The following is an 18,494-nucleotide window of genomic DNA, read 5'->3' as shown; positions in this document are numbered from 1 at the left end:
ATATGAAGCGAGTTAAAAGTGACTATGGTCTGTTTCAAAATATAGCAAGATAAATTAATAGTTGATTTTTGAGGCATTGAAAATAATTAGATAAGTAGTGTTTGTTGTGTTAAAATCTAAAAGATTGTGAAAAATATTTGCAACTAACACTAGTTTATAGGTAAAATAATAAATAATTGATGAGTAATTCACAAATGAAATTTGCTAGCATAATTAAGTTGGAGGCTTTGTAATAAATGGAAAAAATAAAAATTCCCACGGCGACAGCAAAAAGACTGCCGCTTTATTATCGATACTTAATCATCTTGAATGAAGCTGGCAAAGAGAAAGTTTCCTCAACTGAATTATCTGAAGCTGTTCAAGTTGATAGTGCATCAATTAGGCGCGATTTTTCGTACTTTGGTGCATTAGGTAAGCGTGGGTATGGATATGATGTAAAAAGCTTACTGACTTTTTTTAAAAAAATATTGAATCAAGATACTTTAACCAATGTGGCTTTGGTAGGAGTTGGTAATTTGGGACATGCTTTGCTTAATTATAATTTTAAGCGAAGTAATAATATTCGAATTTCTTGTGCTTTTGATATAGATCAAAAAATAACAGGCAAAATTTTAAGCGGCGTTCCTGTATATGATATGAGTGAGCTTAAAAAGCAACTGAGTGACCAACAGATAACAATTGCGATTTTAACAGTTCCGTCTAATACAGCTCAAAAAACAGCAGATGAAATGGTTGAAGCAGGTATTAAAGGAATTATGAACTTTACGCCGATCAGACTCTCAGCTCCGAGCGGAATACGAATACAAAATGTTGATTTAGCTACTGAATTGCAAACATTAATTTATTTTTTAGAAAGTGATAAGAAGTAGCCCGCATAAATATTAGGTAGACTTAGTGATTAAAACAAATTAGCACTTTAATTGAAAAAGTGCTAATTTTTTCTTGCATTTTAAACAAAAAGGGGTTATTATCATAATTATAAGTTAGCACTTAGCTAATTTGAGTGCTAATGACTAAAATTAAAGATATTAAATTGAATTTAGGAGGGACAAACGTGTTACAACCAATAGGTGATCGCGTGATCGTAAAAGTTAAAGAAGAAGAAGAAAAAACTGTAGGCGGAATCGTCCTTGCTTCTAATGCTAAACAAAAGCCAACTGAAGGTGAAGTTGTTGCTGTAGGTGCAGGCAGCTATGCTGAAAATGGTAGTAAAATTCCAATGACTGTTGCAGAGGGTGATATTGTGCTCTACGATAAGTACTCAGGCACTGACGTTAATTACGAAGGTGAAAAATACTTAGTCCTTCATGAAAAAGATATTTTGGCAGTTGTTAAGTAATTAAGGAGTAAGAAAAATGGCAAAAGATATTAAATTTTCTGAAGATGCAAGACGTTCTCTATTAAAGGGTGTCGATAAATTAGCTGATACAGTTAAGGCAACAATTGGTCCTAAAGGAAGAAACGTTGTTTTAGAACAATCTTATGGTAATCCTGATATTACTAATGATGGTGTGACCATTGCTAAAGCAATTGAATTAAAAGATCATTATGAAAATATGGGTGCTAAGCTTGTTGCTGAAGCTGCTCAAAAGACTAATGATATTGCTGGTGATGGAACCACAACTGCTGTTGTTTTAACGCAAGCTATTATTCGCGAAGGGATGAAGAATGTTACTGCTGGTGCTAATCCAGTTGGTGTTCGTCGCGGAATTGAAAAGGCTACGAAAGCTGTTGTTGATGAATTACATAAAATTAGTCATACAGTTTCTTCTAAAGAGCAAATTGCTCAAGTTGCTGCTGTTTCATCCGCTTCAAAAGAAGTTGGTGATTTGATTGCTGATGCAATGGAAAAAGTAGGCAATGACGGAGTTATTACCATTGAAGATTCACGTGGTATTGAAACTGAGCTTTCTGTGGTCGAAGGAATGCAATTTGACCGTGGTTACTTGTCACAATACATGGTTACTGACAATGATAAGATGGAAGCTGATTTAGACAACCCATACATTTTAATTACTGACAAAAAGATTTCGAATATTCAAGATGTTTTGCCACTATTACAAGAAATTGTACAACAAGGTAAGTCTTTATTAATTATCGCTGATGATGTTTCAGGTGAAGCTTTACCAACTTTGGTCTTGAATAAGATTCGTGGTACTTTCAATGTCGTTGCTGTTAAGGCACCAGGCTTTGGTGATCGTCGTAAAGAACAATTGCAAGATATTGCGGCTTTAACAGGTGGTACAGTGATTACTGAAGACCTTGGTCTTGAATTAAAAGATACTACACTTGATCAATTAGGCCAAGCACGGCGTATCACAATTACTAAGGACTCAACCACTATTGTTGATGGTGCTGGTTCAGAAGATGCTATTAAGGATCGTGAAGATTCTATTAGAAAACAAATCGCTGAGACTACTTCTGACTTTGATAAACAAAAGTTGCAAGAACGTTTAGCTAAATTAACTGGTGGTGTAGCTGTTATTCATGTTGGTGCTGCTACTGAAACTGAATTAAAAGAGCGTCGCTACCGGATTGAAGATGCGTTAAATTCAACTCGGGCAGCTGTAGATGAAGGCTATGTTGCCGGTGGTGGTACTGCTTTAGTAGATGTTAAGAGTGCTGTTAAGGATTTGAAGGGTGACAGTGTTGATGAACAAACTGGAATTAACATTGTTTTGCGGGCATTGACTGCTCCAGTTCGTCAAATTGCTGAAAATGCCGGTGAAGATGGCTCAGTTATTTTGAATAAACTTGAGAGTCAAGAATTAGAAATTGGCTACAATGCAGCCGATGGCAACTGGGAAAATATGGTTGAATCTGGAATCATTGACCCAACTAAGGTAACTCGTACTGCTTTGCAAAATGCTGCTTCAATTGCTGCTTTATTATTAACAACTGAAGCAGTTGTAGCAGAAATACCTGAAGATAAGCCAGAAGTTGATCCAAATGCTGCTGCTGCTGGTGCACCAGGCATGATGTAATTTTATAACCGATATTTAGAAAGGAACTGTTGGTCGGAACAGTTCCTTTTTGTTATTAGCTAATTATTTTTTACCTTTGACATCAGTTATCCTATGCTCTAATTCGACCGTACAACTTGTCTAGGTAAAGCGATTCAATGTGATCAAAACAGATTGTGTAGGTTCAAGGAAGTGAAATTGACATACATTTATAATGATAAAGGAAAATGGATAAATGGTTTTGGCGTAGCTTCTAGTTTGCGTTTTGCAATTAGGACCAAAGTTAGCAGTTGCGATTTTTATGCTGTTTAAGCCTTATTGTGTTACTGCTAAAAATGTGACTGGCGTTTATTATGATTAGCGAACGAAAACCCTAAAAATTTATAATCGTTATGGTAAACAAAGCGGTACAAGTATTTGTAATTATGGGGATGCCTTTAAAATTAAAGGAAAGTTTTATGGGGCTATTGCTAAAGGTCAGCTGATTAATCCGAAGGAGTTTTAACCATATTAATAAAACAGTCATTTAGTTGTTATCAGAATAAACCGAGTTGACTGAAACCAATTTGACAAAAAATAATGGAATATTTGAGTTTACTTGGCATCCTAGTGATCGTTATAGGTTTTGCTTTAGGACTAGATACGGTTGCCGTAGTTGTAATTGCAGCATTAGTTACTGCATTGGTATCAGGAATTGACTTTGTTTCTTTTTTAAAAATTCTGGGGAAAGGTTTCATTGATAACCGCATGGTCTCATTATTTTTCTTAACCTTACCAACAATTGGTATATCAGAACGCCATGGTCTTAAGACAGCCGCAGTTAATCTGATTCAAAAAATGAAAAATCTAACACCAGGAAGAATTTTTGATATTTATACAGCTATTCGTGAACTTGCTTGTTTATTTGGGATTTCTGTCCAAGGGCAGGTACAATTTATCGCTCCGTTGATCAATCCAATGGCACAAGCTGCAGGCAAAGTTAATGGCGAAATGACAGAATTAGAAGTTGATCAAATTAAAGCAAGAGCTGCTGCTAGTGATAATTTTGGTAATTTCTTTGCACAAAACTTATTTGTTGCTTCATCTAGTGTATTGTTAATTTCTAGTACTATGAAATCATTAGGATATCCAATTAGCACGTCAGCTGTGGTATTAATTACTATTCCGATTGCTGTGATTTGTTATATTTTATGCTTACTTTACAATCATGCTTTTGACAAAAAAATAAAAAAGGGGAAATAAATGAATATACTAATTAATAATCTTTTGTTAGCTTTTTATATTTTAATTGGTTTGTTCTTTTTGGCAGCTGCAGTTGAATCCTGGCGTGATAAAACTAATCCTGCACGTTGGGGAACGGGTCTTTTTTGGCTTTTATTTGCAATTTTATTTGCAGCTGGTCAATGGATACCCAATGAAATAAATGGTGGAATTTTATTAATTATTGCGCTACTGTCTCTTCTTAAACAAGTTCGAGTTGGTAAAATTAAGGAACTTGATGAAAAAATTGCTAATCAAACAGTTAAGCGTATTGGTAATTGGATTTTCTTACCTAGTATTTTATTGGCAATTTTAGCATTAGTGATTGCGCAGTTTACCAAATTAGGTGGACAGGTTGGCATTGGCATTGCTGCTATCGTTTCACTAATTGTAGCGATGGTTTTGACTAAATCAAATCCAAAAACGGTTTATGAAGATACACAAAGAATGGTTCGTTCGGTAGGCTCAGCTGGAGTGTTACCACAATTACTTGCTACTTTGGGTGTAGTGTTTACTGCTTCAGGTGTAGGTAAAATTACTGCTAAGGCAATTTCGGGTTTATTTCCTGTCGGCAATCACTTATTAGGTGTATGCTTGTACTGTATAGCAATGGCTGTTTTTACAGCGATTATGGGGAATGCTTTTGCAGCATTTGCAGTAATTACCGCTGGTATTGGAATTCCCTTTGTTGTGGCACAAGGCGGTTCACCAGTTGTTGTTGCATCATTAGGAATGACCGCTGGCTATTGTGGTACATTAATGACGCCAATGGCTGCCAATTTTAATACTTTGCCAGTAGCTCTAATGGAGATGCAAGATCCATTAGGAGTAATTAAACAGCAGTTTCCTATTGCCATTAGTATGTTAGTTGTCCACATCGTTTTAATGTATTTCTTAGCTTTTTAATTTTTAGAAAAGAGAAAAACAATGAAAATATTAGTTACCGGTTTTGATCCGTTTGGTGAAGATAAAATTAATCCAGCAATTGAAGCAGTCAAGCTTTTAGATGATGAGATTGCTGGTGCTAAAATCATTAAGTTAGAAATTCCAACTGTTTTTGGCGATTGTGCTCAAGTAGTACGTGAGGCAATTGTCAAAGAAGAGCCTGATTATGTCTTAAATATTGGTCAAGCTGGTGGGCGCTTTGCTCTAACTCCTGAGCGAGTAGCAATTAATTTTGATGATGGGCGAATTGCTGATAATAAAGGCTATCAACCAATTGCCACTGCCATCCATAAAGACGGTCAAAATGCCTATTTTACTCAATTACCTGTTAAGGCAATGGTTAAAGAAATTCGCAAAGCAGGGTTGCCAAGCTATGTTTCGACAACTGCTGGAACCTTTGTCTGTAATCATATTATGTATCAAGTTCAATATATGATTGATAAAGAATTTCCTAATCTTAAAGCAGGTTTCATGCATATTCCGTATTTACCTGAGCAAGTGATTAATCACCCTGAAACACCGAGTCTTAGTTTGCTTGATGATGTGAAGGGAATAACAGCTGCTATTCAAGCAATTGTTCATAGGGATGGCCAGGATGATATTAACAGTATTGAGGGACAGATTTCCTAGTTATGATTCAAGCTTTGAATTTTGGAACATAAATCATAAAAGATTGCCTAATTGCAGTCTTTTTTCTTTTGGCTTATTATTTTAGCGTATAATAAAGATTAATTAACTATAAAGAAGAGGATTAAATGGCTAACGCAAATACAACTCCAATGATGGAGCAATATTATAAAATTAAGAAGCAATATCCCGATGCTTTTCTTTTTTATCGCGTCGGTGATTTTTATGAATTATTTGAAGATGATGCAATTAAAGGAGCTCAAATTTTAGAATTAACTTTAACTCATCGTTCGAATAAAACGGATAATCCAATTCCGATGGCCGGTGTACCGCATGTGGCTGTGAATTCATATGTAGATACGCTAGTAGAAAAGGGTTATAAAGTTGCTTTGTGTGAACAACTAGAGGATCCTAAGGAAGCTAAAGGTATGGTCAAAAGGGGGATTACGCAGTTAGTAACGCCTGGCACGTTAATGAATGATAATCCTAGTGATGCAAAAGAATCTAATTATTTAACTTCAGTTGTTTCAAGTCACAATTGCTTTGGACTTGCCTACAGCGACTTGTCTACTGGAGAAATTTTTGCCACCCACTTATTAACTTTTTCGGCAGTTGCCAACGAACTTTTGTCGCTTCGAACTAAGGAAGTAGTTTGTAATTCACATTTAAGTGAAAAAGCAAATGAATTCTTTCATCAGGCTAACATTACTGTGTCTAAACCAGTTACTCTAAGTGAAGAACATGCCGAAATTTCTTTCGCCCAACAAAATTTAACTAATTTGGCAGAAAAAGCAGCAGTTAAACAATTAGTAGGTTATTTGTTGCAGACACAAAAGCGTAGTTTAGCCCACTTACAAGCAGCACAAAGCTATGAAGTTAGTCAATATTTACAAATGTCACATACAGTACGTGAAAATTTGGAAATAACGGCTTCCGCTAAAACTGGTAAAAAGATGGGTTCTCTTTTTTGGGTTCTTGATAAAACTCATACAGCAATGGGTGGTCGTCTACTTAAACAGTGGCTGTCAAGGCCACTCATTGCAACTGATCAGTTGGCTCAGCGTCAAGCAATGGTTCAAGCACTAATTGATGGCTATTTTACTCGAGCTAATATAAGTGATAGTTTAAAGGGCGTATACGATTTAGAACGATTAAGTGGTCGAATCGCCTTTGGTAATGTTAATGCGCGTGAATTATTGCAGCTTGCCACTTCTTTAGAAGCAGTACCAGCAATTTTGACTGCTTTGCAAGCATCTGCCAATGAAACTTTACAAAAATTTGCTCAAAAAATTGATCCTTTGAAGGGAACTGCTAAATTAATAAGTTCCACTCTTGTTGAGCAACCGCCAGTTTTAACTACAGAAGGGGGATTAATTAAATCTGGTGTTGACAGTCAGCTTGACCGTTATCGTGATGCAATGAATAATGGTAAACAGTGGCTGGTGGAGATGGAGCAGAATGAACGGCAAAAGACAGGAATTGAAAATTTAAAAGTTGGTTATAATAAAGTTTTTGGCTATTATATTCAAGTGACTAATTCCAACAAGAAAAAAGTACCACTTGATCGGTATACACGTAAGCAGACGTTAACTAATGCTGAACGTTATATTACACCTGAACTTAAGGAACATGAAAATTTGATTTTAGAAGCGCAGACAAAATCAACTGAGCTGGAGTATAACTTATTTGTTAAGTTACGCGAAGAAATTAAAAAGTATATTAGTGCCTTACAAAAGTTGGCCAGTCAATTAGCTGCGCTTGATGTGTTTTGTTCTTTTGCTCAAATTGCTGAAGAAAATAACTATTGTCGCCCAATTTTTCATTCAAAAAAGCAAGATGTAAAAATAGTCGCAGGAAGGCATCCTGTGGTTGAAAAGGTTCTTAAGGATAATTCTTATATACCTAATGACGTTAATTTGGACCAAGAGACTGATATTTTACTAATAACAGGTCCTAACATGTCTGGTAAAAGTACTTACATGAGACAGTTAGCGCTAATTGCAGTTATGGCGCAAGTTGGTTCTTTTGTACCAGCACAAAGTGCTGAATTACCAATATTTGATCAAATCTTTACCCGTATTGGGGCTGCTGATGATTTAATTTCGGGTCAAAGTACTTTTATGGTTGAGATGACTGAAGCAAATGATGCGCTACAGCATGCAACTAAACGCAGCCTTGTTTTATTTGATGAAATTGGTCGCGGTACTGCAACCTATGATGGGATGGCACTAGCTGGAGCGATTGTCAAATACTTACATGATGAAGTAGGAGCAAAAGTTTTATTTGCCACACATTTTCATGAGTTAACAGCAATGGAACAAACATTAGCGCGGCTAAAGAATATTCATGTTGGTGCAACCCAAGAAAAGGGTCAATTGATTTTTTTGCATAAAATTTTACCTGGGCCAGCAGACCAAAGCTATGGTATTCATGTGGCGCAATTGGCAGGATTACCACCTAAAGTTTTACGGCAGGCAAGAAAATTATTAAAGCATTTAGAAAATCAAGGTAGTGGTTTGAATACCACAACCCAACTTGATTTATTTAATACACCTGCACCCAGTGCTACTAGTAGCGAAAACAAAGCTGCTCAAACTGAGACTAATGATTTGACAATTAAGGAGCAAGCTATTTTAGCTGAAATTTCTCACTTGTATCTAGCCGAACAAACACCACTACAAGTGATGCAATTAGTTGCAAATTGGCAAAAAGATTTAAAGGATAACGATTAACAATGGTGCAAATTAGTGAGCTACCGGTTAATTTAGCTAACCAAATTGCGGCCGGTGAAGTGATTGAACGTCCAGCAAGTGTAGTGAAGGAATTAGTGGAAAACGCAATTGATGCTGGCAGCAAGCAAATTCAAATTGACTTTGTTGATGCAGGACTTAAAAAAATCACTGTTCAAGATAATGGGAGTGGTATTCCAAGCAATCAACTTGATCTAGCCTTTACTAGGCATGCAACTAGTAAAATTAAAAATGAGCGTGATTTATTTAATGTTGGTACTTTGGGATTTCGAGGTGAGGCTCTAGCCTCAATTGCAGCTGTTAGCCATGTCGAAATATTAACGGATAGTGCTGGTCAAGTTGGGCAACGAGCCGAATTTTCGGCTGGGGTAAAACAGTTGCAAGAAAAAGCCGGGGCAGCAGTGGGTACAAGGATTACAGTTAAAGATTTATTTTATAATACTCCAGCTAGATTAAAATATTTACGGAGTCCACGTACGGAAATTATGAAAATTGTTGACATTATTAATCGCTTAGCTCTGGGGTATCCTCATATTGCTTTTACTTTAAAAAATGAGGGTCGCATTTTACTTAAAACGGTTGGCAACGGAAATTTAAAGCAGACAGCAGCTAACATCTATGGTCGCAACATAGCTGAAAAAATGATTTCATTAGACGAGGCTGACCAGGATTTTGAAATTACGGGTTTAATTTCAAAACCAGAAATAACGCGATCAACCCGTAACTTTATTTCCATTTTATTAAACGGTCGGTATATTAATAATTTCCAAATAGTTAAAGCTGTTCTAGCTGGTTATGGTAATAATTTAACTGATAAGCATTACCCCTTTGCAATTATAAAAATTAAAGTTGATCCTTTATTGGTTGATGTCAACGTCCATCCAACTAAAAGAGAGGTTAGACTGTCTAAAGAAACCCAATTATGCCGTTTAATTACTAAGACAATTAGTCAGAAATTATTGTTAAGCGATGTTCAAGCTAGTGGTAGTGGAAATTTAATTAGTAAGAAAGCAGATACATTAGTTGATCAATTAAAATTCAATTTGAATAAAAATGTAGTCGAAACTAAGCGTGAGACAGCTACAATTGATGAAGTTAATGAAAGTCAACCACTTGAAGTAAGGCACGATGAAGCAATTCAATATGTTGACTTAAATGTACCACGAGAAGATGATTATTATGTTATTACAACAACATGGCTAAAAAATGTTGCAAGGCAAAAGCAACTTAGTCCTTTTCCAAGTAAAAATAAAGCAGCTACTGTTATTTCGATTGGTGATGAAGTCCTCTTAAACAACTTACCAGAATTGAAATTTGTTGGTCAAACTGGTGCCTATATTATTGCAGAAAACAATGATAACTTATATTTGATTGATCAAGTTGCAGCTAGAAGATTAATTTTGTTTACCAAAATAAAACAGGAATTAACTGATCAAAATGTTAATCAGCAAGGATTATTAAGTCCCTTAGTTTTAGAATTTAGTAGTTTGGATTTTATTCAAATTAAGAGTAAGCTAAAGCAAATTAAAGAAATTGGTTTATATTTGGAAGAATTTGGCCAAAACACTTTTATATTGCGCTCCTATCCTACTTGGCTCAAAGAAGACGTTGAAGGTCAAGTCCGTTTAATTTTAGATGAGTATTTAAATGTTGATCAAAATGATACAACTAAATTAATTACAAGAATTGCTGGTAAGCAAGCCCAGCGGCAAATTACCGGACGCCAAAAACTAACGGTTACAGAATGTAATGCAATTTTAACTGCGCTTGGAAAAACAAAGGATCCATACCATGATGCGCAAGGCAATGTGGTGATTATTTGTTGGCACAAATCTGAGTTGCGTAAGATGTTTAAAAAGGATAATTAATAATGTATGAATATTTATTAGGGATAGTTGTGGCAATCAAACCGGATTATTTAGTGGTAGATGTTAATAATATTGGTTATAAAATTTATAGTCCAACACCATTTGCTTATCATGAAGGCCAAAAAACTCGTGTTTTTGTTGAGCAAGTTGTGCGTGATACTGGTGTTACTTTATATGGCTTTCAATCTGAAGAAGATAGAGGCCTATTTTTAAAGTTACTGAGTGTTAGTGGTATTGGACCAAAGTCAGCCTTAGCAATTATGGCTGCTGAAGATAGTGATTCATTAGCAGCAGCAATTGAGCAGGGCGAAGTCAAATATTTAACTAGATTTCCAGGTGTTGGCAAAAAAACAGCTTCCCAGATAGTTTTAGACTTGAAGGGGAAATTAGGTGACTATGTTCAACGAATTGATCAAACGGCTGATCAAAATATTTCACCGGAATTAAATGATGCTTTGCTAGCCCTACTTGCTTTAGGTTATACGAAAAAAGAAGTAGACAAGATCACGCCTAAATTGATTGCTGAAAATGAAACAACGGCTGATCAATATATTAAAAAGGGCTTAGCTTTTCTACTAAAGAAGTAATTCTTGCTATAATAAGTTAAAGTATTTAAAGGAAGTGAAACTGGTGGAGGATAAAGAAAATTCAATTGTGTCTGGTAAAAGCCAGGGAATAGAAGAGGAACAGACAGAATTTTCATTACGACCGCAGACCTTAAAAGAATATTTAGGGCAAAATAGAGTAAAGAAAGAATTAGCCGTATATATAGAGGCTGCCAAAAAGCGGGATGAAGCTCTCGACCATGTTTTGCTATACGGTCCACCAGGATTAGGTAAAACGACACTCGCCTTTGTGATTGCTAATGAATTAGGGGTTAATTTAAAAAGTACTAGTGGACCAGCAATTGAAAAAGCCGGTGACTTAGTTGCTTTATTGACAGACCTTGACCCAGGGGATATTTTATTTATTGATGAAATTCATCGCTTAGCCAAGCCCATCGAAGAAGTGCTTTACTCAGCAATGGAAGATTATTATGTCGATATTGTTATAGGTGAAGGACAAACAACTCATGCCGTGCATGTACCGTTACCACCCTTTACTTTAGTGGGAGCAACTACTTTAGCAGGACAGTTGTCTGCTCCTTTGCGTGATCGATTTGGAATTGTTGAGCATTTGCAATATTACAGCATAAGTGAACTTGAAAAAATAATTTCCCGATCTAGTAGCGTTTTTAAGATTGAAATTGCTGCTCAGGCAGCTCATGAATTAGCTAGACGTTCAAGAGGCACGCCTAGAGTAGCTAACCGTTTACTTCGAAGAGTGAGGGATTTTGCGCAAGTAAAAGGTGAACAAATAATTTCTTTTACTACCACGACAAATTCTTTAAAGCAATTGCAAGTTGATGATGAAGGGCTTAATCAAACGGATCGTAAAATCTTAAGGGTCATGATTGAAAATTACCATGGCGGTCCTGTGGGAATTAGAACCTTGGCTGCTAATACAGGAGAAGATGTTGAAACAATTCAGTCCTTATATGAGCCATATTTGCTGCAACAGGGCTTTTTATTAATGACACCAAGAGGTCGTGTTGTGACAGAGAAAGCATATCTTCAATTAGGCTTGCCGATTCCAAACGAGTAGTGCAATTGGCACATATTTTCTGTATAATTAAGTGGTAATATTTTTAATAATGAGGTGTAAAAGTGAATACTTTATTTTTGGCAGCTAATAATGGTATAGGCAATATGGGAACAATTATAGCGTTTATAGTTCTTATTGCGTTAATGTATTTTATGATGATTAAGCCGCAGAAAAAGCAGCAACAGAAAAAAGCAGAAATGATGAATCAATTAAAAAAGGGTGATAGTGTAATTTTAATTGATGGCCTCCATGGTAAAATTGATTCTGTTAATACTAAAGATAACACGGTTATTATTGATGCTGATGGCATTTATTTAACTTTTAGTAGAATGGCAGTACAACAAATTTTGCCAGTTAATTCTTCAGACAATGAAAATTCAATAAATGAAAGTGAACCAAGTGAAGGTGAATCAGAAAAATCGCCAGCAGATGATTCTTCTACTAAAGAATAAATTAAATAAAAGTGCCGTTTCTGGCACTTTTTATTTTACCCAATTATTATAAAATATACCTAACAGAAGTATTGTATTTGGAAAGGATTTCCTATGAAAAATATCCCAGTTATTATGATTATTTTTGGTGGTAGTGGAGATTTAGCACATCGTAAACTTTATCCTGCTTTATTTAATTTATATGAGCAAGGTCTAATTCATGACAATTTTGCTATTATCGGAACGGCAAGACGACCATGGTCGCATGAATATCTGCGTGAACAAGTAAAAGATGCAGTACATGAAATGAATACTGAAGTTAATGAAAATAATTTAGCTAACTTTGTTAATCATTTTTACTATCAAGCCCATGATGTTACGAATATTGAACATTATGTGACACTAAAGAATTTAGCAGAAGAGCTTGATGGCTATTATAGTGCCCAAGGTAACCGTATATTTTATATGGCGATGGCACCGCGCTTTTTTGGGACAATTGCGGAACACATTAACGATCAAAACTTAACTGGCAATGGTTTTAACAGAATTGTTGTTGAAAAGCCATTTGGTCATGATTTAACCTCTGCCAAAGAGCTTAATCGACAAATAACAGCATCTTTTGCTGAAGATGATATCTTTCGAATAGATCACTATTTAGGTAAAGAAATGATTCAAAATATTTTACCCATGCGCTTAACTAATCCCTTAATTAATAATATTTGGAATAGTGAAACAATTAAAAATATTCAAATAACTTTAGCAGAACGTCTGGGTGTTGAGGCTCGTGGTGGCTATTATGATACATCGGGAGCACTCAGAGATATGGTGCAAAATCATATTTTTCAAATTATTACTTTGCTGGCAATGCCTGAACCTAAAGCTTTAACTGCTAAGTGCATACATGAAGCCAAAGGTGAATTACTTAATAGCTTAATTATTCCAAATGAAAATGAAATTGCAGCGCATTTTGTACGTGGTCAATATCTTGGTAGTGATATGACTTTTGGCTATTGTCAAGAACCGAATGTTGCTGCAGATTCGAATACAGAAACCTTTGTAGCTGGCGAAGTTAAATTTGCTGCTGGCCCACTAGTAGGAACACCAATTTACTTTAGAACAGGTAAAGAGATGCGGGAAAAGAAAACTCAAATAGATATTGTTTTAAAGCAAAAATCTAATATATATGGTCAAGCACATTCCAATATTATTACTATTGTTGTTGATCCCGAAATGCAAGTGTATATTACAATTAATGGTAAAAAAATTAATGCTTTAGGGATCCGTCGGCAAAATTTAATTTATCAATTTTCTAGTTCAGAGCAAAAAGAGATTCCAGATGGTTATGAGCGCCTTTTGCATGATGTATTTGTAAATGATTCTACTAATTTTACTCATTGGAGCGAACTAAAAAATTATTGGAAGTTCATTGATGCAATAGAATCTGCCTGGGCAAAAGAAAATGAAACTGGACAAAAACCAGAGCAGTATTTGCCATATCGGATGGGGCCAAAAGCGGCTGAGCAAATTTTTGACTTGCCAACTGAGCATTGGATTTATGAATAGTGTCGTGACGGCTGAATTATTACCTAAAAATGATACCCATCGCCGGATAATTCACCTTGATATGGATGCCTTCTATGCCTCAATAGAGATGAGGGATAATCCTATTTTAAAGAATAAGGCCTTAGTTATTGGGCAAGACCCTCGTCAAAATAATGGGCATGGTGTTGTAGCTACGGCTAATTATATTGCCCGAAAGTTTGGTGTCCATTCAGCAATGCCTTCAATTAAGGCATTGCAGTTAATACCAGCTGAAAAATTAGTTTTTTTGCAGCCGGATTTTGAAAAATATCATAGAGTATCGGCTGAAATTCACGAGCTGATGTATGAAATTACTGATATGGTTCAGTCAATTGCATGGGATGAAGCATATTTAGATGTAACTAAAAATAAGTTGGGTTTGACATCAACAGTTGAAATTGCAGTCAAATTACAGACAAAAATAGTTCAAGAACTCGGATTAACTTGTTCCTTTGGAGCTACTTATAATAAGTTTTTGGCAAAAATGGGATCAGAATATGCAAAGCCTTTCGGGCGCACAGTCATTTTACCAGGTGAAGCAAAAGAATTTCTAGCTAGACAAAAGCTTACCAACTTTTATGGTATTGGTCCCAAAACGCAAGCAAAATTAGCTGAAATGGGTATCTATACTGGAAAAGATTTGCAACAAACGAACGTACGAACTCTAATCAAGTATTTTAACAAGCTGGGTTATCTAATGGCTGCTCATGCTAATGGAATTGATCCATCTAGAGTAGTTCCTGATGATGAACAGAAGCGTAAGTCAATTGGAATTGAACGTACATATGAACCTTGTATTTATGATCAACAAACGGCTTTGACCAAATTACGTAATTACACTGTAACTTTAAGTAGAAAATTAGAAAAAAGTGATCTCTATGCTCATACTTTAGTTTTGAAAATTCGTAATAATGAATTTCAAACTATTACCAAAAGACAAAAATTAGCTCATGCAAGCAGAAATTCATTTGAATTTTATGATGTTGCTAAAGAATTATTTATGCCACTTGCTAATTCATTTTTAAGTTCAGGCATCAGATTATTGGGGATAACCGTGACCGATTTTTCTAAAGCGGATTTTACAAATATTGATTTAGACTTATTTTCGGATTAATTACATTTTCTGGTAAACTAACTAAAGTACTGAATGAAGGATTAAAGGAGAAATTATGAATACCTTTCCAAAAATATATGAAAAAATCAAGCAATATTCTACTATTATTTTGCACCGCCATACTAGTCCAGATCCGGATGCCTTAGGATCACAAGCTGGATTAGCCAGATCTTTAAAACTTAAGTTTCCTGATAAGCGGATTCTATGCGCAGGAGAAAATGATGAGGGTGACTTGATTTGGATCAATGAGATGGATAAAGTAACTGCTAGTGATTATCAAGGTGCGTTAGTAATTACTACAGACACAGCTAATACAGCTAGAATTGCTAATAAACTATATGATCAGGGTGATTTTTTAATAAAAATTGACCATCATCCAGATGTTGAACCTTATGCCGATTTAAGTTTTGTTGATGATGAAGCACCAGCTGCTTCAGAAATAGTGGCAGATTTTATTATTGCTCAAAATTTACCACTTACTAAAGAAGTTGCCTATCCTTTATATGCTGGTATTGTAGGTGATACTGGTCGTTTTATGTATCCTGAAACTTCGACACATACTTTTTTAGTGGTAGCTAAATTAGCTGCAACTGGTATCAATATTAATGAAATTGCCCGTAATATTAGTGATGTTACCTTTGCCCAAGCTAAGCTACAGGCTGAAGTATTAGAATATATGAAAGTTGATGCAAGTGGTGCTGCATATGCAATTTTAACCCAAGAAACCTTGACTAAATTGGGGATTGATTTTAATGAAGCCTCATGTACAGTCTCAACACCAGGGCGAATTAAGGACATTATTGCTTGGAATGTTTTTGTAGAAAAACCTGATAAAACATTTAGAGTACATTACCGTTCAAAAGGTCCAGTTATTAATGAACTTGCAGCTAAACACGATGGTGGTGGTCATGCTTTAGCTAGTGGAGCCAATGCTAAGGATATGGTTGAAGTAAAGCAAATTTTTGCTGAACTGGTACAAGTAACTAAGGAATACCGAAAAACACATGAATAATATTTTTAAAAGTAATCGCATTAAACCCAAAATTCAAAACGGACTAAGTAATATTAACTTTGCCGAGCCAACAAAAGTGCAAGAAAAAGTAATCCCTGTTTTGCTAGAACACAAAAATGCAGTCGTACAAGCTGTTACTGGATCAGGAAAAACCCATGCTTTCTTAATTCCAATTTTAAATGAAATTGACGAAAGCTTAGGCTATACGCAAGCTGTTTTAACTGCTCCAAGTAGAGAATTGGCGGATCAATTATATCAGGTGGTACGTCAATTGCGTGATGCTGCTGAACTTAACATATCAATTGCTCATATAGCTGGTGGGACGGACCGTGAGCGACAATTAAAAAAAATTGGCAGTAAAAGACCACAAATTGTGATAGCAACTCCAGGAAGATTATATGATTTTGTGGAAAAGAAAATTTTATTTTTAGACTATGTAAGAAATTTTGTGATTGATGAAGCAGATATGACGTTAGATATGGGATTTTTGAATGATATTGATTTTATTGTACAAAAATTACCTAAAAATACTACAATTGCTGCTTTTTCAGCTACTATCCCAGTTAAATTAACTAATTTTTTGCAAAAATATATGTCAAAACCGAAACAAATCGTAATTGATAATCCAGCAGTGATTGCGCCAACAATTAAGAATGATTTAATTGATATTGGTGCTAAAAGTCGAAAGAAAATTTTATATCAATTATTGACGATGGGGCAACCATATTTAGCTTTAGTTTTTGCCAATACGAAGCAAAAGGTTGATGAATTAACTACATATTTACAACAAGAAGGCCTAAGGGTCGCTAAAATTCATGGTGGGATTACTGAACGTGAACGAAAGAGAACCATTAGGGATGTAGAAGCAGGAAAATACCAGTATGTTGTTGCTTCTGATTTAGCAGCGCGAGGACTGGATATTGCAGGCGTTAGTCTAGTAATCAATTATGAAATTCCTCGTGATTTAGAATTTGTTGTGCACCGCATAGGTAGAACGGGACGTAATGGGCTATCAGGGCATGCAGTAACCTTAATTCGGGAAGAGGAACTAAATCGCATTACTGGATTAGAAAAATCTGGAATTCACTTTGATTTTGTTGAAATAAAAAATGGCGAGCTAGTTGCACGTAAACATCACAATCGTCGAGAAAGTTTAAATTTTGCTGCACATAAAGTTGATAGTAGGATTAAAGGTTATGTGAAAAAGGTAAAGCATAAGCGTAAACCTGGGTATAAGAAAAAAATTAAGCAAGCAATTAAGGAAGATAAGATTCAAAAAAGTAAAATTGAGCAACGACATAAAATTCGTAAAGCAAAAGCTCAACGCAAAAAAAGACGCGATAAATAATAAACAGGCAAAGTTAAATTTTAACTTTGCCTGTTTTAATTGTCATAATACGAATATTTTATTAGATTTATTTATGGTTATATTAGTTAATATCTACTTATTTATCAAGTTTTAAATTACACATATTTTTTAATAAAAAAATATTGTATATTTGACTATTTATTGATATATTTGTTTTGCAAAATAATAAAAGGTGGTAAATACAGTTGATAACAGTAAAAGCAGAACATATTTTGCAAAATAAACTTTCAAACAATATCGTGCACAGATATACAGTTATCAGTTTTTGTGCAGATGCCAATATAAATAGAGGAGTATTTTATCATTATTATAGAAATATTAGTGATTTGTTTATCTCAGTTCTATCTTTACAAATAAGAAGAGCACTTAGAAGTGTGAGCAACGAGACGATAGAAAAACTGTTTTATCAGATGCTAATTAAAATTCGTGATAATAAGCTTTTCTATCTAAATATGCTAATGATTACAAAAGAACCGCGAGAGTTCTATTCAACCTTACGCAAAGAAATTGCTCATGCGATTGAACTTTATATGCGACCGAGAGGATCATTTTCAGTAAGACAAGTTGAAGTTATATCAAACGGGATTTATGCAATTATTTTCAATTGGATATTAAATGATTGTAAACCTGATATTCGTGATGTCTACCAATCAATCAATTTACTATTAGAGCACTTAGAAAGTAATACCAAGACATTAAAAAAATAAATGCAATTTTTTTAAAAAAGGGTTGCAAAAACAAAAAAAGGTTGCTAATATAAATAACTGTCGTCAGGGCAAAGCCAGTAAGGCAAAGGCGAGGCGGCAAAAAAGATATAAAAAACCAGTTGACAAAAGCGACTGAGTTTAGTAATATAAAAAGCGCTGTTGTTTAAAGAAGCGGCAGCGCGGGTCAGAAAAAAAGTTCTTGACAGAGTCGAGAGCATCTGAT

The 18,494-nt window shown here is 35.0% G+C and carries 16 protein-coding genes; all 16 read left to right on the top strand.

From position 1 onward, the window contains the following. Positions 1-236: 236 nt before the first annotated feature. The 16 genes from F5ESL0230_RS06260 to F5ESL0230_RS08445 all read left to right on the top strand — a co-directional run bounded on the left by F5ESL0230_RS06260 (position 237) and on the right by F5ESL0230_RS08445 (position 18,271). The gene (locus F5ESL0230_RS06260) at positions 237-869 is read left to right on the top strand and encodes a redox-sensing transcriptional repressor Rex (protein WP_090093857.1); all 633 of its coding nucleotides are present in this window, start codon (positions 237-239) and stop codon (positions 867-869) included. A 185-nt stretch (positions 870-1,054) separates the two neighbouring features. After that, positions 1,055-1,339, top strand: a complete 285-nt coding sequence (groES, locus tag F5ESL0230_RS06255; RefSeq protein WP_090093860.1) for a co-chaperone GroES — start codon at positions 1,055-1,057, stop codon at positions 1,337-1,339. Between the two features lie 16 nt (positions 1,340-1,355). Beyond that, positions 1,356-2,984: a chaperonin GroEL gene (gene groL / locus F5ESL0230_RS06250; protein WP_122022067.1), complete on the top strand. Its 1,629-nt coding sequence runs from the start codon at positions 1,356-1,358 to the stop codon at positions 2,982-2,984. Positions 2,985-3,542: 558 nt separating this feature from the next. Next, entirely contained in the window at positions 3,543-4,205 is a 663-nt protein-coding gene (locus F5ESL0230_RS06245) for a DUF969 domain-containing protein (protein ID WP_090093864.1), read from the top strand. Next, complete coding sequence (locus F5ESL0230_RS06240) at positions 4,206-5,129, top strand: DUF979 domain-containing protein (protein WP_122022066.1); 924 nt, start codon at positions 4,206-4,208, stop codon at positions 5,127-5,129. 21 nt (positions 5,130-5,150) lie between these two features. Further along, positions 5,151-5,798 (top strand): pyroglutamyl-peptidase I, encoded by a 648-nt coding sequence (gene pcp, locus F5ESL0230_RS06235; RefSeq protein WP_122022065.1) that lies wholly within the window; start codon positions 5,151-5,153, stop codon positions 5,796-5,798. Between the two features lie 149 nt (positions 5,799-5,947). Beyond that, positions 5,948-8,527, top strand: coding sequence for a DNA mismatch repair protein MutS (gene mutS, locus F5ESL0230_RS06230; RefSeq protein ID WP_122022111.1), 2,580 nt, complete (start codon positions 5,948-5,950; stop codon positions 8,525-8,527). A gap of 2 nt (positions 8,528-8,529) precedes the next feature. Then, positions 8,530-10,413 (top strand): DNA mismatch repair endonuclease MutL, encoded by a 1,884-nt coding sequence (gene mutL / locus F5ESL0230_RS06225; protein ID WP_122022064.1) that lies wholly within the window; start codon positions 8,530-8,532, stop codon positions 10,411-10,413. Positions 10,414-10,415: 2 nt separating this feature from the next. Beyond that, positions 10,416-11,000 (top strand): Holliday junction branch migration protein RuvA, encoded by a 585-nt coding sequence (ruvA, locus tag F5ESL0230_RS06220; protein WP_122022063.1) that lies wholly within the window; start codon positions 10,416-10,418, stop codon positions 10,998-11,000. 43 nt (positions 11,001-11,043) lie between these two features. Next, the gene (gene ruvB, locus F5ESL0230_RS06215; RefSeq protein ID WP_122022062.1) at positions 11,044-12,057 is read left to right on the top strand and encodes a Holliday junction branch migration DNA helicase RuvB; all 1,014 of its coding nucleotides are present in this window, start codon (positions 11,044-11,046) and stop codon (positions 12,055-12,057) included. Positions 12,058-12,119: 62 nt separating this feature from the next. Then, complete coding sequence (gene yajC / locus F5ESL0230_RS06210; protein ID WP_122022061.1) at positions 12,120-12,509, top strand: preprotein translocase subunit YajC; 390 nt, start codon at positions 12,120-12,122, stop codon at positions 12,507-12,509. 93 nt (positions 12,510-12,602) lie between these two features. After that, positions 12,603-14,051, top strand: coding sequence for a glucose-6-phosphate dehydrogenase (gene zwf, locus F5ESL0230_RS06205; RefSeq protein WP_122022060.1), 1,449 nt, complete (start codon positions 12,603-12,605; stop codon positions 14,049-14,051). Further along, positions 14,044-15,183 carry a DNA polymerase IV gene (dinB, locus tag F5ESL0230_RS06200; RefSeq protein WP_233551658.1) on the top strand — a complete coding sequence of 380 codons (1,140 nt, stop codon included), beginning with the start codon at positions 14,044-14,046 and terminating at the stop codon, positions 15,181-15,183. The genes zwf and dinB overlap by 8 nt, the downstream gene beginning before the upstream one ends. Before the next feature lie 55 nt (positions 15,184-15,238). Then, positions 15,239-16,195 carry a bifunctional oligoribonuclease/PAP phosphatase NrnA gene (locus tag F5ESL0230_RS06195; protein WP_122022058.1) on the top strand — a complete coding sequence of 319 codons (957 nt, stop codon included), beginning with the start codon at positions 15,239-15,241 and terminating at the stop codon, positions 16,193-16,195. Continuing rightward, complete coding sequence (locus F5ESL0230_RS06190) at positions 16,188-17,543, top strand: DEAD/DEAH box helicase (RefSeq protein ID WP_122022057.1); 1,356 nt, start codon at positions 16,188-16,190, stop codon at positions 17,541-17,543. Before F5ESL0230_RS06195 ends, F5ESL0230_RS06190 begins: the two co-directional genes overlap by 8 nt. Before the next feature lie 431 nt (positions 17,544-17,974). Beyond that, complete coding sequence (locus tag F5ESL0230_RS08445; RefSeq protein ID WP_147441359.1) at positions 17,975-18,271, top strand: hypothetical protein; 297 nt, start codon at positions 17,975-17,977, stop codon at positions 18,269-18,271. Positions 18,272-18,494 lie beyond the last annotated feature (223 nt).

This window comes from Lactobacillus sp. ESL0230 (assembly GCF_003692805.1).
Classification (GTDB): domain Bacteria; phylum Bacillota; class Bacilli; order Lactobacillales; family Lactobacillaceae; genus Lactobacillus; species Lactobacillus bombicola.
Note: the sequence above shows the minus strand (reverse complement) of the source record. Positions and strands in the feature narration are given on the sequence as shown.

Excerpts from the sequence above, each read along its gene's own strand:
- F5ESL0230_RS06260 (WP_090093857.1), top strand. The coding sequence starts at position 237 with ATGGAAAAAATAAAAATTCCCACGGCGACAGCAAAAAGACTGCCGCTT.
- groL (WP_122022067.1), top strand. The coding sequence starts at position 1,356 with ATGGCAAAAGATATTAAATTTTCTGAAGATGCAAGACGTTCTCTATTA.
- F5ESL0230_RS06245 (WP_090093864.1), top strand. The coding sequence starts at position 3,543 with ATGGAATATTTGAGTTTACTTGGCATCCTAGTGATCGTTATAGGTTTT.
- F5ESL0230_RS06240 (WP_122022066.1), top strand. The coding sequence starts at position 4,206 with ATGAATATACTAATTAATAATCTTTTGTTAGCTTTTTATATTTTAATT.
- pcp (WP_122022065.1), top strand. The coding sequence starts at position 5,151 with ATGAAAATATTAGTTACCGGTTTTGATCCGTTTGGTGAAGATAAAATT.
- mutS (WP_122022111.1), top strand. The coding sequence starts at position 5,948 with ATGATGGAGCAATATTATAAAATTAAGAAGCAATATCCCGATGCTTTT.
- mutL (WP_122022064.1), top strand. The coding sequence starts at position 8,530 with ATGGTGCAAATTAGTGAGCTACCGGTTAATTTAGCTAACCAAATTGCG.
- ruvA (WP_122022063.1), top strand. The coding sequence starts at position 10,416 with ATGTATGAATATTTATTAGGGATAGTTGTGGCAATCAAACCGGATTAT.
- zwf (WP_122022060.1), top strand. The coding sequence starts at position 12,603 with ATGAAAAATATCCCAGTTATTATGATTATTTTTGGTGGTAGTGGAGAT.
- dinB (WP_233551658.1), top strand. The coding sequence starts at position 14,044 with ATGAATAGTGTCGTGACGGCTGAATTATTACCTAAAAATGATACCCAT.
- F5ESL0230_RS06195 (WP_122022058.1), top strand. The coding sequence starts at position 15,239 with ATGAATACCTTTCCAAAAATATATGAAAAAATCAAGCAATATTCTACT.
- F5ESL0230_RS06190 (WP_122022057.1), top strand. The coding sequence starts at position 16,188 with ATGAATAATATTTTTAAAAGTAATCGCATTAAACCCAAAATTCAAAAC.
- F5ESL0230_RS08445 (WP_147441359.1), top strand. The coding sequence starts at position 17,975 with ATGCTAATTAAAATTCGTGATAATAAGCTTTTCTATCTAAATATGCTA.